This is a genomic window from Paenibacillus sp. y28 (assembly GCF_037137075.1).
Lineage (GTDB): Bacteria > Bacillota > Bacilli > Paenibacillales > NBRC-103111 > JBBBNV01.
The window spans coordinates 325,279-341,356 of record NZ_JBBBNV010000001.1 but is presented as its reverse complement, the minus strand read 5'-3'; the positions used below and the strand labels follow the sequence as shown (position 1 = coordinate 341,356).

Here is a 16,078-nt window from a genome sequence, read left to right as displayed (position 1 = left end):
AATGTGGCGGAGGCGGGGCGACACAGTATGGAAGCCTATTTGAACTATCATTGGAAAAACAAGCCGGAGCTGCAGCCTCTGCTTGACCGGCTGCACATGCAGCATGGCAGTCAGCCGCCCCGGGGGGATTATGCCGTATTCCATTGGTCGGAGGAGGTAGAGGCTGCTGGAAGCCGCACGCGTCCGGCCGGCGGGCTGCGCTTTCATTCACCGTCCATGGTCGTCCGCGCCGGGAACGAAACGGTTCGGAACGGCCTGCTTCACATGCAGGGAATGCCGACAAGTCTTGCCCGGGGCAGGCCGGGGGAGTTGCTGGTCATTGCCGATGAATATGTAGTGCCGGTATTTCACCTGGAGGCACTGGCACTGTTTAAGAAAAAAAGCGGGCTTCACTTGGGCAAAACGCCGTTGAACGGCCCACATGCCGGAGGACGGCTTCATCTGGACTGGGAGCTGCTCGAATTGGCAGCCCCGCCCGGCACAACAGCAGGGCTGCAGCGAAGACAGCGAGGCGTCATGCAGGAGGCGGTCAAAGCGGTCTACGGTCTCGGCTTGGATGCGGGCTTGGTGCGGCTTGGGATGAGTGGAAGCCGGGCGGCCGTTCTTGCCGTAGATCCTCTTCCGCAGCTTCACGGGCAGCTAGCTGAGCTGTATGCTGAGGCGCTGCACCGTTTTGCAGCCGGTGCCGGGCAGGCGGGAAGAGGCGATCAGCTGCTGCTGGGCGCGGATCCGGAGTTCATGCTGCGTACACCGGAGGGCAAGGTCAAGTCTGCGGCGCTGTTTTTTGCGCGAAAGGGTCTAGTCGGCTGTGATGCGGTGATGCTTCGCGACCGGACGGCCTTATTTCCGCTCGTGGAGCTTCGACCCAAGCCCAGCGGCGAGCCGAAGCAGCTGATACGCCATTTGCGGCAGGCGATGCAGCTGGCTGCAGCACGCATCAATATGCCGGATCTGGAATGGCTTGCGGGCGGAATGCCGATGAAGGGTGTGACGCTTGGCGGCCACATTCATTTTAGCGGCATTTGGCTGAACAGCCACTTGCTGCGGGTGCTGGACAATTATTTGGCGCTGCCGCTGATGCTGTTAGAGGCGGATACGGCGCGGGGAAGGCGTCCCCGGTACGGCTTTTTGGGTGATTTTCGCCGGCAGCCGCACGGGGGCTTCGAATACCGGACCCTGCCAAGCTGGCTTGTGACCCCGGGCTTAACGAAGGGGGTGCTCGCTTTGGCGAGGCTGCTGGCTCTGGCGCACGCACGCCTTCACCAGCGGCCGCTGGAGGAACCGGCTTTGCGCCGGGCTTACTACAGGGGAGATAAACAGCTTCTGTATGAAGCGGGACGATCCGTTTGGGAGGAGCTGCGTCTATTACCCGAATATAGGGATGCGGCCCCGGATGCGGAGCCGCTTCAGGACATGCTGGATCGGGGAGTCAGCTGGAATGAGCAGCAGGATATTCGCAAACTGTGGCGAATCTCCCCGTTTAACCCTGTGCAGGGCTTATAATCCGTAAGCACGCGTATGCCGAGACGTAGGTTTATATGGTATAATCGGTACAAGCTGAATGCTGTCACCCGATTTCGTTCATCATGTCGGGAATTATCGATTTGCCGGAGGACCGTTATGTCAAAGTATACACCCATGATGGAGCAATATTTGTCGATAAAAGCGGAAGTGCCGGATGCATTTCTGTTTTTTCGTCTTGGGGATTTCTATGAATTGTTTTTTGAAGACGCTGTAAAGGCGGCGCAGGAGCTGGAAATTACGCTGACCGGCCGGGAAGGCGGGATGGAGCAGCGAATTCCGATGTGCGGCGTTCCGCATCATTCGGTAGATACATATATTTCAAGATTAATTGACAAGGGCTACAAGGTGGCGGTCTGTGAGCAGGTGGAGGACCCTGCCGCGGCCAAGGGTGTCGTACGGCGGGAGATTGTGCGGATTGTAACACCCGGAACCGTCATGGACGGCAAAACACTGGGCGACAGCCGGAATAATTTCATCGCTTGTCTCTATGGGGATAGCGGTGATTTTGCTATGGCTACATGCGATTTGACCACGGGCGAGCTGTATGTCACCTCGGTGGAAGGACCGCTGGAAGCCTTGCTCGATGAATTGCATGTATACAACCCGGCAGAGCTGATAGCTCGGGAGGCGCTGCTGGATGAGCTGCGCAGCAAGACGGGACCGCTTGCCCCGCGCCGCGTACTGACCGCCTGGGAACGGGTGGATGAAGGCCTGCTGGAACCGCAGTTTCCGCCCGAAACGGTGGCCGGTCTCCAGCCTCTTGTCAAAATCGGTGTAGCGATGCTGCTGACTTACCTAAGTGAGACACAGAAACGCTCACTCGGGCATATTACCCAAATCCGGACGTATGCCCCACAGCAGTACATGACCATGGACCCTTTTACAAGGCGTAATCTGGAGCTGGTGGAGACCGTTCGTGACCGGAGCAAGAAGGGCTCTCTGCTCTGGCTGCTGGATAAATCGGTGACCTCCCTCGGCGCGCGGCTTTTGCGCCGCTGGATTGATAAGCCCTTAACGAGCAAAGCTGCCATTGAAGAGCGGCTTGAGGCTGTGGAGCAGCTGTATCATCATTTGATGCTGCGCGACGAGCTGCGCACCGAGCTGAAGGAAGTATACGACTTAGAGCGTCTTACGGCCCGGATTGCTTACGGGAATGCGAACGCCCGTGATTTGCTGGCCCTTCGCCTGTCTCTGGAGCGCGTGCCTCAGCTGTGCCGGTTATGCGCTGAGTCCGGATCGTCAACCCTGCAGCGCCTCGTTGACAACGCGGATGACTGCGCGGATGCCGCCGAATGGATTCGTCACGCGATTGTGGACGAGCCGCCGGTATCGGTCCGTGAAGGCGGGATGATTCGCCAGGGTTATCATGAGCGTCTTGATCAGCTCAAAGAGGCCAGTCAGAACGGAAAGCAGTGGCTGGCCGAGCTGGAGCGGCGGGAACGGGAAGCGACAGGCATCAAGACACTCAAAATCGGATTCAATAAAGTGTTCGGCTATTTCCTTGAGGTATCCAAAGGACAAGTCAGCGCTGTTCCCAAAGAACGGTATGAGCGAAAGCAGACGCTTGCCAACGCGGAGCGCTATATTACACCGGAGCTAAAAGAGAAGGAAGCGCTTATTCTCGAAGCGGAAGACAGTATGGTTGGGCTGGAGTATGAGCTGTTTAATCAGCTGCGTGATCAGCTTGCCGCCCAAATCCCCCGTCTCCAGCGGCTGGCCGGGATACTGGCCGCTATGGACGCGCTTCAGTCCATGGCCACTGTCAGCGCAGCCGGTCGGTACGTCAGGCCGCAACTTCATGACGAATACGATTTGCACATTGTGGAAGGACGCCATCCGGTCGTCGAGGCGGTGCTGGCTGACGGGCAATTCGTGTCCAACGACTCGTCGCTGAGCCGATCCGAAGCGCGGATGCTGCTGATTACCGGACCCAACATGGCTGGAAAAAGCACCTACATGCGCCAGGTAGCCATGATATGCATTATGGCGCAAATCGGGTGCTTTGTGCCGGCCAAGGAAGCGCGGATGCCGATTCTGGACCGGATATTCACCCGAATCGGGGCGGCGGACGACCTGATTGGCGGACAAAGCACCTTTATGGTCGAGATGATGGACATTCAAGGGATGACCGCCAAAGCAACCCCGGACAGTCTTGTTATTATTGACGAGCTGGGCCGCGGAACCTCGACCGGGGAAGGCATGGCCATCGCCCAAGCCGTGATTGAGTATCTTCACCACCGGATCGGGTGCAAGACGCTCGTTTCTACACACTTTCATGAGCTGGCCCATTTGGAGGAAAGCCTGCCGTATCTCCGCAATCATTGTATGGCCGTTAAGGAAAGCGGAGGACAGGTCACCTTCCTGCGAAAGCTCATTCGCGGGGCTGCGGATACCAGCTACGGAATTTACTGTGCGGAAATCGCAGGCTTGCCGGATTCCATTATTCAGCGCGCCTACGATCTGCTGCATGCCTTTGAGGATCGCAGCCGCGAACGGCAGACGGAGATCAGCGGAGAAGCCCAGACCGTACTGCAGCTAAGCATGTTTGGTGACGATAAGCCGGTCGCTGCCCCGGCCAAGCCTGTCAAGCCGGCCGCCAAAGGGCATCCGGTGCCGGCACCGGCGGGTATGGCTCCGAAGGCTGCGGTAGCTCTGGAGGAACCGGCCGCATATGCTTCTTCCGCAGCGGACAAGCAGCTGATAGAACGTATCCAGGAAGCGGACTTAATCAATATGACGCCGCTTCAGGCGCTCAATTTTGTGTATGAATTGAAGCAATCGTTGACAAGCAAGCCGTGAGAGCGGGCGGCAGACGGCAGACACTGCATAACGATAACGCAGCAAGTCCATGTGCGTGACCACCGCCGTCACAGGCTGCACACCTCGCGCAGCATCAGCCGGAAATGCGCATGTGATGACATGGACTCCCTCCGGCAGCGATCATCCACTATTTTGAAGAAGGTGCACTTATGTTCAAAAAAACATTTTCCGTCCTGCTTGTATCCACAGTAACGGCTGTCCAGCTGCTGGTGGCTCCCGCTGCATTTGCAGCTCAGAAGCAGGAAACGGCCCAGACCCAGCTGAATGAAGTATATGAGCTGATCGGAAAGCTTCATGTGAGCGGCATTTCCAACAACAAATTAACGGAGTCGGCAATTCAAGGCATGATCAGTACACTGGATGATCCGTATACCGTATACATGAATGCGGATGAATTTAAACGATTTAACGATGATCTGGAGCAAAATTACGTCGGGATCGGCGTACGCGTCGGCGAAGACGAGCAGGGCATGTATATTACGGAAGTATTCAGCGGCTCGTCTGCGGAAGGCGCCAGCCTGCAGCCCGGCGATTATGTCACCGCTGTAGAAGGCCAAAGCGTGATTGGCCTGCCGTCGGCGGAAATTATTAATCAAATTACCGGGACGGAAGGAACCTTCGTCAATGTAACGTTTCAGAGGGGAACAGAAGCTTTTACCAAGAAGCTGGAGCGCAAGGCGGTGAAGGTGCCGGTCGTTACCTCGTCGCTTTTGTCAGGCCATGTTGGTTATATCCGGGTAAGCAGCTTCTCGCAGGATGCGGACGAGCTGTTTGCCCAGGCGCTGGCTGAGCTGAAGAAGCAGGGGGCACGCTCGCTTGTGCTGGATTTGCGCGACAACGGGGGCGGATTGCTGGATACGGCGCAAAATCTGGCCAAGCAGTTTTTCCGGGAAGGCGTTCTGATGAACACAAAGGACCGGGATAACATTGGCCAGACGGTTACGGTTTCGGGAGGACAAGACCTGGGGATACCGGCCGTTGTGCTTGTCAACAGCTACAGCGCCAGCGCATCGGAGGTGCTGACAGGAGCGCTGCAGGATTATGACATTGCCAAAATTATCGGCACCCGCACCTTCGGAAAAGGCAGCGTGCAAAGTGTGCATATGCTGTCCGGAGGAGCCGTTTTAAAAATTACAATCGAAGAATACATGACGCCTAAGCTTCGTCAAGTGAATAAAAAAGGCCTTGAGCCGGACGTCCTTGTAGAAAACAGTGAGGCGCAGCTCGTAACCGCTCTCTGGGAAGCCGGCGCCGATCAGGTCAGCGTTACAGCCGATAAGCACTATGTTGAGGTGAATGGCCTGAAGCAGCCGGACACCCGAGTTTACTTGGAGCAGGATGCTCATGTGTATGCTCCGGTTCGGCTGCTTGCAGCCCTTGCAGGCGCAACGGTGAAGTGGAATGAGGAGGAGAACGGAGTAGAGCTGCTGCTGGGAGACTCCAGCACGCTGCTGCCGATGTCTGCGGAGTATATGCAGTTTGCCTATAACGGCGCTTATATCGATGTCGCCGAGTTTGCGTCACGTTTTCCTCAGCTGGAATGGTCCAAGAACGGAGAGCAGCTGCGCCTGGCCGTGAAGGGGAAGTAACGGGATGGGAAAAATACATGTACTGAGCGACCACATTGCCAATCAGATTGCTGCGGGGGAAGTGGTTGAACGTCCGTCCTCTGTTGTCAAGGAGCTGGTGGAGAACAGTGTTGATGCGGGAAGTACCCGTATTGACGTTGCGGTGGAGGAAGGCGGCTTACAGCTGGTTCGCGTGACGGATAACGGCTCCGGGATGGAGCCGGAGGACAGCGAGCTTGCCTTCAGCCGCCATGCGACGAGTAAAATCGCGACCGGGAAGGATTTGTTCCAAATCCGCAGCCTGGGCTTCCGGGGGGAGGCCTTGCCGAGTATTGCGGCGGTGTCGAAGGTGCACCTGCTGACCTCCAGCCGCGAGGACGGACTCGGCTGCCGGATTGAAATGGAGGGCGGGAAGCTTATGGTCTCCGAGGAGGCGGCGGCCTCACGGGGAACGGACATTCAGGTCAAGGAGCTGTTCTTTAACACGCCTGCCCGGTTGAAATATATGAAGACGATTCAGACCGAGCTGGGGCATATTTCGGACTACATGTACAGGCTGTCTCTTGCCCATCCAGAGATTTCCTTCTCCCTCAAGCATAACGGACATCTACTGTTCCAGACGCTGGGTAACGGCGATCTGCTGCAGGTTATCGCGGCTATTTACGGAACGGCTTCAGCCAAAGCGATGACACAGGTGCAGGGGAACTCGCCGGATTATGCCGTCAGCGGCTATGTCAGCCGTCCGGAGCTGACTCGTGCGAACCGGTTTGCCGTATCGACGTTTGTAAACGGGCGGTATATTCGAAATTACGCACTGGTGCAGGCCATTATGGCGGCGTACCATACGCTGCTGCCGATTAACCGGTATCCGCTGGCCGTGCTTCAGCTCCAGATGGACCCGGCGCTTGTTGATGTCAACGTCCATCCCTCCAAGCTGGAGGTCCGCTTTAGCAAGGAGCCGGAGCTGCTGGAGCTGGTGCAGCAAAGTGTACGCAGCGTGCTGCAGGGCCAAATTTTGATCCCGCTGGCTGCGCCTAAAGCTCCGCCCCGCAGTACGGCAATCCAGGAGCAAATTCGTTTCGGCCGGCCGGGGGAAACGATTGCGGCGCCGGAAGTGCAGGATCAGCGCGGAGGAGACTGGCAGGGCGGCGGCAGAGGCAGTCCTGGAAGCAATGGGCCGCTTCCTCAGCTGGGGCAGTACCGTTCTGCTAGCGCCGGAAGCGGCGAATCGCTTCCTGAGGAACGGTACCCGGCCAATCCAGGCTCCAGCCCGGCTCCTTCTCTGGCCTCCAAGGCTGATGGCGTATACGCTGCCGAAGGCTCGGGGTCCAGAACGGCGGAGTCCGCCATCCGGGAAAATACGGCCGCCTATTCCCGTTCGGAAGGGGGGAGCCGCAGTTCAGCCGCGTATCCGGAGCCGCGTGAGCGGAAGCCGGCCGGCCAGCCGTATTTGACGGAGCAGCAGCTGCGGGAAATGGGGAATCCGAAGCTTCCCGCAGCAAGCGGCGGGGACCCCGGGCCTTTGATCCCGCCGTTCCCGCAGCTTTATCCAATCGGCCAACTGCATGGAACCTACATCGTGGCTCAAAACGAGGACGGCATGTACCTGATTGACCAGCATGCGGCGCATGAACGGATTAACTACGAGCTGTTCTATGAGAAATTCGGCCAGCCGCAGGAGGCCAGCCAGGAGCTGCTGCTGCCGCTCACCTTGGAGTTCACGCCTTCCGAGGCTTCGGTCATTAAGGATAAAATGCCGCTGTTTGAGCAGGTTGGGGTTATTCTGGAAGAGTTCGGAGGCAGCAGCTTCCTCGTCAGGGCATATCCCCATTGGTTGCCTTCCGGGGAAGAAAAAGATATTATCGAAGAGATAGCCGAGTGGATACTTCAGGAACGAAAAGCGGTGGATCTGCGCAAGCTGCGTGAGAAATCCTCCATCTTATGCTCCTGCAAGGCATCGATTAAAGCCAATCAGCAGATCAGCCTGCTGGAAATGGAAGTGCTGTTCGACAAGCTGGCTGCTTGCGGCAATCCGTATACTTGTCCGCATGGCCGTCCGATTGTGGTCAGCTTTTCGACCTATGAGCTGGAAAAAATGTTCAAGCGAGTGATGTAAATGCTGGTTACCACCTCCTATGACCCTTCAGAAGAACAGCTGGCGCAAGCGAAGCGCCTTGCGGCGGAGCTTCGGGCCAGGCTGGTGAGCCGCCGTCATGCATCAGTCCGGAAGCTGGTAAAGCTGCATCACGATGCCGAGCTGCTGATTGTAACGGACGAAGGGGTCAAATACGTGCGGGGCGAGGAGGCCCCGTTCTTTTATCACCCGAGCATGGCGATGGTTCGGATTAAACGCCTTGCGGCTGGCAGTATTGACCCGCTGGTTGAGCTTGCTCAGCTTCGCCCGGGTGATCGGATTATTGATTGTACGGCCGGGTTAGGCTCGGACGCGCTTGTATTTTCCTATGCGGGAGGAACGGAATGCGAGGTTACGGCACTGGAAACGGAGCCTATCCTCTACACACTGGTGAGAGAGGGACTGGCTTCCTATGTAACGGAGCTGGACAGTTTGAATGAGGCCATGCGCCGCATCCGGCTGCTTCAGGAGCACCATCTGGCTTATTTGCGCCGGCAGCCGGATCGCAGTGCCGATATCGTATACTTCGATCCGATGTTCCGGCGGCCTGTACATACTTCCAGCTCGATCGAGCCTCTGCGTCATCTGGCCAACCCTGCCGCACTTGATCCGGAAGCCGTTCGCGAGGCATGCCGCGTCGCCAGGCGCACGGTTCTGCTCAAAGAACACCGGGACAGCGCCGAGTTTGAGCGGCTCGGCTTTCCGGAGGTTTACCGGAAAGCCAACAACATCGCATACGGAGTGATTCATCTGTGAGTGCAAGTGTATCTTCAACGGCAACCGGCCGCAAGCCGCGCCTGCTTGTGCTGCTTGGTCCGACAGCTGTGGGCAAAACAGCCTTAAGCCTGCTGCTTGCCCGCCAGTTTAACTGCGAGATTATATCCGGCGATTCCATGCAGGTATACAGGGGCATGGATATCGGCACAGCCAAGGTCCTGCCGGAGGAGCAGCAAAGGATTCCCCATCATATGATTGATATCCGTAATCCGGACGAGCCGTTCTCCGCAGCGGATTTTCAAAGCATGGCCAAAGCCTGTATTCAAGATATCCATGAACGGGGCAAGCTTCCGTTTGTTGTGGGCGGAACGGGGCTTTATATTGAATCCCTGTGCTTTGATTATCAATTTAGTGAAGGGGCAAGCGACGAGGCGTTTCGCGAAGAGCAGCGGCTGTTTGCACTGGAGCATGGTCCTGAAGCGCTGCTGGACAAGCTCCGCGCTGTGGACCCGATTACCGCTTCGCGGCTGCATGTAAACGACCAGCGCCGTATAGTACGGGCCTTGGAGGTTTATCATCTCTCAGGAATTTCAATGTCGGAGCACCAGCACCGACAGAAAAAGGATTCGCCATACGAATACTGTATGGTCGGGTTGACAATGGATAGGGATTTGCTATATAAACGAATAGAAGCGCGCGTCGATATCATGCTGCAGGACGGGCTTGTAGAGGAAGTCCAGGGATTGCTTGATCAGGGCTACAGCCGCGATTTGGTGTCGATGCAGGGCCTCGGCTATAAAGAAATTGCAGCCGCTCTGACGGGAGAGATGCCGATGGATACCGCGGTTTCGCTGTTGAAGCAGGGCACCCGGAGATTTGCCAAACGGCAGCTGTCCTGGTTCAGGCATATGAAGGAAATCGAGTGGGTGGATGTTACCGAACATGCAAATTTGCTTGCCCATTTGAATACAATTAGTGGTATAATAACTAGAAAGTTCCCGAATGACGAATCCAATAGGGGGTAATGTAATGAACAAATCCATCAACATTCAGGACACATTTCTTAACCAGCTGCGAAAAGAAGGCATCGCAGTCACTGTATACTTAACCAACGGGTTTCAAATTCGGGGCCACATCAAAGCGTTTGATAACTTTACGATCATCATTGACAGCGAAGGCCGTCAACAGATGGTTTACAAGCATGCCATTTCAACCTTTACCCCTCAGCGCCCGGTCTCCCTTGTTCAGCAGCAGGAATCGGCCGCAGAAGCCTAGCGTGCTTGAAGTACGGATGATTGATGAAACTTCTTAGACTGATCGTGCGTCTAATGAAATAGAACTTATTGCCGGAACAACCCCGACATCCGTTCAGGGTTGTTCTTTTTGTAAACATAAGTTGCCGGATAAGAGTCATACAGAGAGAAGGGAGTCGGACCCGATGTCTTCATCCAGAAAATCAACTGACGGACCAGACGCAAAGGCCGGAAAGAAAAAAGCCGGAAAAAAGAAAACATGGTTTACCCCGCGAAAAATAATTACGACGTTTTTTGCAACCATTATTTTTATCGGATTATGCGTGTTTGGCGGATTCCTGGTCATTATTTTTAACGGACAGCGATTGTTGGAGCAGTATAAAAGCGAGGATAAATTGACGATGGCCGAAGCGTCGATTTTGTACGATTCGAGTGAAAAAGAAATGACGAAGCTGTTTGTCGAGAACCGGGAGCTGGTCAGCTACAACGATATCCCCAAGCTGCTGGTGAATGCGGTAAAAGCAACCGAGGATAAACGCTTTGATGAGCATAACGGTCTGGACTATTGGGGGATCGGCCGAGCCATTTATAAAGATATTTTGCACCGCAGCGCCGTCGAGGGAGCCAGCACGATTACCCAGCAAACGGCCAAAAATATGTTTTTGAGCGCAGATAAAACCTTTTTCCGAAAGGGAACGGAGGCATCCATTGCCGTGGCGATGGAGAGCCAGCTCTCGAAGGAACAGATTATGGAGATGTACTTGAACCGGATTTTCTTCGGTAATCGCGCATATGGCGTGAAGGCGGCGGCCAAGCGTTATTTCGGCAAAACACTGGATCAGCTGAGCTTGGCGGAAATCGCTACCTTGGCGGGGATACCGAAAGCACCGAGTGTATATAACCCTATCGCGAGCATGGATAAATCCAAAGAACGCCGCGCAGTTGTGCTGAAGCTGATGCAGGAGCAGGGCTACATTACGGAAGAAGAACGCAAGGCGGCGTCGGACGAAGAAATCAAGGTCATCAAGGAAACGACCAACCGGAATTATCAGACGATTACCGATATGGTTACCGATGAAGCAGAGAAAGTCGCAGGCATTACGGAAGACGATTTGAACCGCAAAGGCTACAAAGTATACACCACGATGGATTCCAAAGTGCAGTCCCTGCTGGAGCAGACCTTTGCCAATCCGAAGTTTTTTCAGGCCGACGGGCCTTCGCAGAAAATGCAGGGCAGTATGACGATCCTGGATAATAAGGATGGGGGAATCGTAGCTGCAATTGGCGGACGCGATTATCAGCCCAAAGGCTTTAATCGGGTTACTAGCGGTTATCGTCAGCCGGGTTCATCGTTTAAGCCGTTGGTCGCCTATGCGCCTGCGATGGAGAAGGATTTGACCAAGTGGAATCCGCTCAGCATGCTGTCGGACGAGCAAAAGTCGTTTAACGGATACTCCCCGCGTAACTATGACGGAGTGTATACTGGCAAAATCAGCATGGAAACGGCGATTATGAAGTCGATCAACGTGCCGGCTGTATGGACGCTGAACGAGATCGGCCTCAAGACCGGCATCGATTTTGTCACCAATATGGGCATTCCGCTGGAAAAGGAGGACAACAACCTCGCCATTGCCCTTGGCGGCTTGAGCAAGGGTGTAACGACACTGCAAATGGCGAAGGCGTACAGCGCATTTGCTAACCAGGGGCAGATGTATGAGCCGTATTTGGTTCGTAAAATTATCGATGCCAGCGGAACAGTCGTTTACCAGCATAAGACCGAAAAGCCGAAGCAGGTGATGAGTCCGACTACAGCCTGGTACATGACCAATATGCTGCAAAAGGTCGTGCAAAGCGGTACGGGAACGGGAGCCAAATTGGACCGTCCGGCTGCGGGTAAAACGGGTACCACCCAGATGACGCTGAAAGGGCTGGAGAAATACAACAAGGACGTCTGGTTCACCGGCTATACGCCAGAGTGGACGGCAGCGGTGTGGATGGGCTTCGATACGACGGACAGCAAGCACTATGTAACGATGGGCAGCGGCGGAGCGACAGCCATTTTTAAAGAGGTCGTCGGCAAAGGCTTGGCAGGACGCAAGGTCGTCCAGTTCGAAAAGCCGAAAAATGTTCCTGAAGTGAAGGAAGAGCCGGTTGTCGAACCAACCATTACAGATTTGAAGGCGGCCTATAACAAAAATAAAAGGACGGTCGAATTGACCTGGACCTCGGCTGAAGCGAGCCCGATGTTCCGGGTATACCGGAAAAGCTTTAAAGAAGAGAAATTTACGATGCTGCTGGAAACCGCTGCGGTGAACGTGTTCGACATGAAGGTGGAGGCCGGCAATGAGTACATCTACTATGTAACGCCTTATCAGCCGGACGGGGACAAGGAAGGGCAGCAATCCAATATCGCTGAGGTTCAGGTGGAAGTGGACAATGGGGGCAAGCAGGTCTCCGACCCGAATAAAGCGATGGAGGGCGACAAGCTCAATAACGAGGATAACAAAAACAATGGCTCTGATAACAAGAAGCAGGGCAATGGCAGCTCATCCGACACGAACGGGAACGGAAAGAACAATCAAAACGGCAACGGGAATGGCAATGGAAACGGAAACGGCAATAACGGAAATGGAAAAAATAATGATAAGCAGTCCGGCGGCAGCACCAGCGGGACGACAGGAACCGGGGCCCCGGGCGCTAATACGGGTTCAAAAACAAATACGGGCACCAGCACGGGAACGGGTACAGGAACAAGCACGGGAACGAATACAGGAACAAACACAGGAACAAACACGGGAACGGGTACAAGCAAACCGTCTACCGGAACTACGGGTACGACTAGCGGGACTGGCAGTTCTTCTACCGGCAGCACCGGCAATAGCGATATTAGCAGCAGCTCCATAGACTCGCGATAAAAATAAGCGGACCGGCCCAGTGCGGCCGGTTTTGCTTGTTTTTTTGGAAATGACAGGGGAGTGTGTTATAATTTTTCTCGTTAAATTAACTAAGGAGGACCAGATTTCTATGCTGCACAACCGACTGTACAAAATGGTAACGATGCTTTCCTTGACGGTATTACTGCTTGCTGCCTGTGGCCAAAAGTCTTCTGAAACAACAGGTCAGGGAACGGCATCACCCACCCCTGCTTCTTCTCCTTCATCTGCCGCGGCCGGCAATACCGGAGAAACCAAAACATGGGCTCAGCCGCCGATTATGCAAATTGATGTGAACAAAACCTATCATGCAACGATTGAAACCAATATGGGCAGCTTCAAGATCGGACTGTTTCCGAAGGAAGCGCCGAAGACGGTCAACAACTTTGTATTTCTGGCCAAAGAGGGCTTTTATAACGGCGTTATCTTCCACCGCGTTATTAAGGATTTCATGATTCAAGGCGGGGACCCGACGGGCACAGGACGCGGCGGTCCGGGCTACAAATTTGAAGACGAGCTTAAAACGCCTTACAAATATGAAGAAGGCACAGTAGCGATGGCGAATTCCGGCCCGAATACGAACGGAAGCCAATTTTTCGTGTGCACCAACTGTGCAGGCTTGAACAAGCAGCCGAACTATACGATTTTCGGCAAGGTAGTGGAGGGCATGGATGTGGTAACCCAAATTTCACTGGTGCCGACCCAGAAGGATCGCCCGGTCAATAACGTAGCGATTAAATCGATCACCATTGAGGAGAAGTAAGACGATGACCGCTTCTCGTGCGTGTCTGCTAATTCATGGCTTTACCGGGGGACCCTATGAGATTCAGCCGCTTGCGGATGAACTGAAGCAATGGGGCTGGGAATGTTGTGTTCCGCTTCTGCCCGGGCATGAGCAGCTGCCGGATTCGCTGCGCCACGTGGTTTGGCAGGACTGGGCGGCTGCAATTGATGATGAGGCTGGCAGGCTTGTGGAAGCGTACGGCGCTTTCGATTTGGTCGGTTTCTCCATGGGCGGCCTGCTTGCGGCCTACGCAGCCAGACGTCATCCGGTGAGGCGGCTTGTCCTGCTCAACACCGCGCTGATTTATTTCAGTCCGGGCCGGATGCTCCGGGAATGGAATAACCGGATGTGGGACGGGGTATGGGATTTACCCGGCAAATGGCGGACTACGCCTGTTCAGGCCGCTTGGCAGTTTACCCGCCTTGTCCGGCACATGAAAGGCGAGTTCGAAGCCATTCAGGCACCGACACTGATTATCCAGGGACAGCGCGATCAGGTCGCCCACCCTTTTGGCGCTCAATTAATCAAGCGGCGGCTGCATTGCGAGCATAAGCTAATGACCTTTCCGCGTTCGCGGCATCTGATTTGCCACGATGTGGAGGCTGATCTTGTCCATCATGCCGTACGGCAGTTTTTGCAATAATAGAAGTTCTTACGTATTTTTTTTGCTGACCGGGACCTCGTTGTCCCGGTTTTGCGGTTTTAAGACAACCCTATCCCTTCGTACACTAGAAGATAACATATTGAAGCAGCGGGGGGACAAGGATGAGTGGACAAAACGCCTCTACACACAGCCGAATTAATGTGACACAAACAGCACGTCAAATTCATGTGGTGGTTAGTCATCCCCAGCCCGCGCCCGTAGCCGATAATCCGGCTGCCGCACAAGCGCAGGCTGTCAGCAAGGCGCTGCCCCAGGAAGGGCATTTTGCAACCGCGCTGAGGGAGCTTGATCAAATGATCGGGCTTGAGAACGTCAAGACGCTGATTTTTGAAATTTATGCCCTGCTGCAAATTATGAAGCTCCGTTCGCAGGCGGGGCTGGCGCTCAGCCCGCAGGTTTACCATATGATATTTAAAGGCAACCCTGGAACCGGCAAAACGACGGTTGCCCGCATCGTCGCCAAGCTGTTTCAATCGATGGGCATGCTCAGTAAAGGTCACCTTATCGAGGTGGAGCGGGCCGATTTGGTAGGTGAGTACATCGGGCATACTGCGCTGAAAACGAGAGAACTGATGAAGAAGGCGATGGGCGGCGTTTTGTTTATTGATGAAGCGTATAGCTTGGCCCGAGGCGGGGAAAAAGATTTTGGTAAGGAAGCGATCGATGCCCTGGTCAAAGGGATGGAAGATCACAAAAATCAATTCATTCTTATCTTGGCGGGTTACTCGGATGAGATGGAGCAGTTTCTTCTGACAAATCCGGGCCTCCCTTCCCGGTTTCCGATTCAGCTGGATTTCGAGGATTATACGGTCGACCAGCTTGTGCTGATTGCGGACAAAATGATGAAGGAGCGGGAATATACCTTCCACCCGCATGCACTGATGAAGCTGAGACAGCATTTGACGGTGGAGAAGCAGGAATGCTTCCACGGCTTCAGCAACGCCCGTTACGTACGAAACATTCTCGAGAAAGCACTGCGCCAGCAGGCGGTTCGCCTCCTGCAGCAGTATCCGTCCGGGTCGCCGGGCAAGCATGAGTTGATGATGCTGCTGGCCGAGGACTTCAAGCTGCCGCAGTAGGAAACCCAGTATTCCTTGGCGGCACGGCTATGAAATTGTACTTATGCTGTCAAGTTCGTTATACTAACAGAAAACGACAGTTATTTGCCAGGAAAAGGAGAGCGCGAATGTCCAAAGAAGCAAGCTATGAGACAAAGCATGAACTGAAGGATCGGGCGATTCTGGTTAGTCTTCAGCTGAAAAGCAACCGCGACGAGTCGCTCAACAACTCGCTTGAGGAGCTCGTGCGTTTGGCCGAGACGGCGGGAGTCGAAGTGCTGGAATCGATGACACAAGCGCGTGATGCGTTTGATTCCAAATGGTTTATCGGCAAGGGGAAGGCGGAGGAGCTGAAGGCCCAGGTGCTTGCGCTTGAGGCAACCACCGTTATTTTTGATCAGGAGCTGTCCGGCGCCCAGGTTCGCAATCTGGAGGAGCTGCTGGACGTAAAAATAATAGACCGCACGCAGCTCATTCTAGATATTTTTGCCCAGCGCGCCAAAACAAGAGAAGGCATTATTCAGGTCGAGCTGGCACAGCTGAGCTATTTGCTGCCCCGCCTGTCCGGCCACGGCAAGAACTTGTCCCGCCTTGGCGGGGGAATCGGTACGCGGGGGCCAGGT

The 16,078-nt window shown here is 54.8% G+C and carries 11 protein-coding genes and 1 pseudogene; all 12 read left to right on the top strand.

Translation table 11 applies throughout. The features are described 5' to 3' along the window. The first annotated feature begins 27 nt into the window (after positions 1 to 27). The gene (locus WBG83_RS01460; protein WP_336742017.1) at positions 28 to 1,503 is read left to right on the top strand and encodes a putative amidoligase domain-containing protein; all 1,476 of its coding nucleotides are present in this window, start codon (positions 28 to 30) and stop codon (positions 1,501 to 1,503) included. 117 nt (positions 1,504 to 1,620) lie between these two features. Next, positions 1,621 to 4,323, top strand: coding sequence for a DNA mismatch repair protein MutS (gene mutS / locus WBG83_RS01455; protein WP_336742016.1), 2,703 nt, complete (start codon positions 1,621 to 1,623; stop codon positions 4,321 to 4,323). Between the two features lie 170 nt (positions 4,324 to 4,493). Then, positions 4,494 to 5,933 (top strand): S41 family peptidase, encoded by a 1,440-nt coding sequence (locus WBG83_RS01450; RefSeq protein WP_336742015.1) that lies wholly within the window; start codon positions 4,494 to 4,496, stop codon positions 5,931 to 5,933. Positions 5,934 to 5,937: 4 nt separating this feature from the next. After that, positions 5,938 to 8,028 (top strand): DNA mismatch repair endonuclease MutL, encoded by a 2,091-nt coding sequence (mutL, locus tag WBG83_RS01445; protein WP_336742013.1) that lies wholly within the window; start codon positions 5,938 to 5,940, stop codon positions 8,026 to 8,028. Beyond that, complete coding sequence (locus WBG83_RS01440; protein WP_336742011.1) at positions 8,029 to 8,802, top strand: class I SAM-dependent methyltransferase; 774 nt, start codon at positions 8,029 to 8,031, stop codon at positions 8,800 to 8,802. Beyond that, positions 8,799 to 9,788 (top strand): tRNA (adenosine(37)-N6)-dimethylallyltransferase MiaA, encoded by a 990-nt coding sequence (miaA, locus tag WBG83_RS01435; protein WP_336742009.1) that lies wholly within the window; start codon positions 8,799 to 8,801, stop codon positions 9,786 to 9,788. The genes WBG83_RS01440 and miaA overlap by 4 nt, the downstream gene beginning before the upstream one ends. A gap of 4 nt (positions 9,789 to 9,792) precedes the next feature. Then, complete coding sequence (hfq, locus tag WBG83_RS01430; protein WP_336742008.1) at positions 9,793 to 10,038, top strand: RNA chaperone Hfq; 246 nt, start codon at positions 9,793 to 9,795, stop codon at positions 10,036 to 10,038. A gap of 163 nt (positions 10,039 to 10,201) precedes the next feature. Continuing rightward, positions 10,202 to 12,931, top strand: a complete 2,730-nt coding sequence (locus tag WBG83_RS01425; RefSeq protein ID WP_336742006.1) for a transglycosylase domain-containing protein — start codon at positions 10,202 to 10,204, stop codon at positions 12,929 to 12,931. Positions 12,932 to 13,040: 109 nt separating this feature from the next. Next, positions 13,041 to 13,712: a peptidylprolyl isomerase gene (locus tag WBG83_RS01420; protein WP_336742004.1), complete on the top strand. Its 672-nt coding sequence runs from the start codon at positions 13,041 to 13,043 to the stop codon at positions 13,710 to 13,712. 4 nt (positions 13,713 to 13,716) lie between these two features. Beyond that, the gene (locus WBG83_RS01415; RefSeq protein WP_336742002.1) at positions 13,717 to 14,376 is read left to right on the top strand and encodes an alpha/beta hydrolase; all 660 of its coding nucleotides are present in this window, start codon (positions 13,717 to 13,719) and stop codon (positions 14,374 to 14,376) included. 122 nt (positions 14,377 to 14,498) lie between these two features. Continuing rightward, positions 14,499 to 15,476 (top strand): AAA family ATPase, encoded by a 978-nt coding sequence (locus tag WBG83_RS01410; protein ID WP_336742000.1) that lies wholly within the window; start codon positions 14,499 to 14,501, stop codon positions 15,474 to 15,476. A 107-nt stretch (positions 15,477 to 15,583) separates the two neighbouring features. Further along, positions 15,584 to 16,078: pseudogene (locus tag WBG83_RS01405) on the top strand (GTPase HflX); the annotation flags it as partial.

What these genes read in the sequence shown, in the direction of transcription:
- WBG83_RS01460 (WP_336742017.1), top strand. Translation starts at nt 28, where the DNA reads ATGGAAGCCTATTTGAACTATCATTGGAAAAACAAGCCGGAGCTGCAG.
- mutS (WP_336742016.1), top strand. Translation starts at nt 1,621, where the DNA reads ATGTCAAAGTATACACCCATGATGGAGCAATATTTGTCGATAAAAGCG.
- WBG83_RS01450 (WP_336742015.1), top strand. Translation starts at nt 4,494, where the DNA reads ATGTTCAAAAAAACATTTTCCGTCCTGCTTGTATCCACAGTAACGGCT.
- mutL (WP_336742013.1), top strand. Translation starts at nt 5,938, where the DNA reads ATGGGAAAAATACATGTACTGAGCGACCACATTGCCAATCAGATTGCT.
- WBG83_RS01440 (WP_336742011.1), top strand. Translation starts at nt 8,029, where the DNA reads ATGCTGGTTACCACCTCCTATGACCCTTCAGAAGAACAGCTGGCGCAA.
- hfq (WP_336742008.1), top strand. Translation starts at nt 9,793, where the DNA reads ATGAACAAATCCATCAACATTCAGGACACATTTCTTAACCAGCTGCGA.
- WBG83_RS01425 (WP_336742006.1), top strand. Translation starts at nt 10,202, where the DNA reads ATGTCTTCATCCAGAAAATCAACTGACGGACCAGACGCAAAGGCCGGA.
- WBG83_RS01420 (WP_336742004.1), top strand. Translation starts at nt 13,041, where the DNA reads ATGCTGCACAACCGACTGTACAAAATGGTAACGATGCTTTCCTTGACG.
- WBG83_RS01415 (WP_336742002.1), top strand. Translation starts at nt 13,717, where the DNA reads ATGACCGCTTCTCGTGCGTGTCTGCTAATTCATGGCTTTACCGGGGGA.
- WBG83_RS01410 (WP_336742000.1), top strand. Translation starts at nt 14,499, where the DNA reads ATGAGTGGACAAAACGCCTCTACACACAGCCGAATTAATGTGACACAA.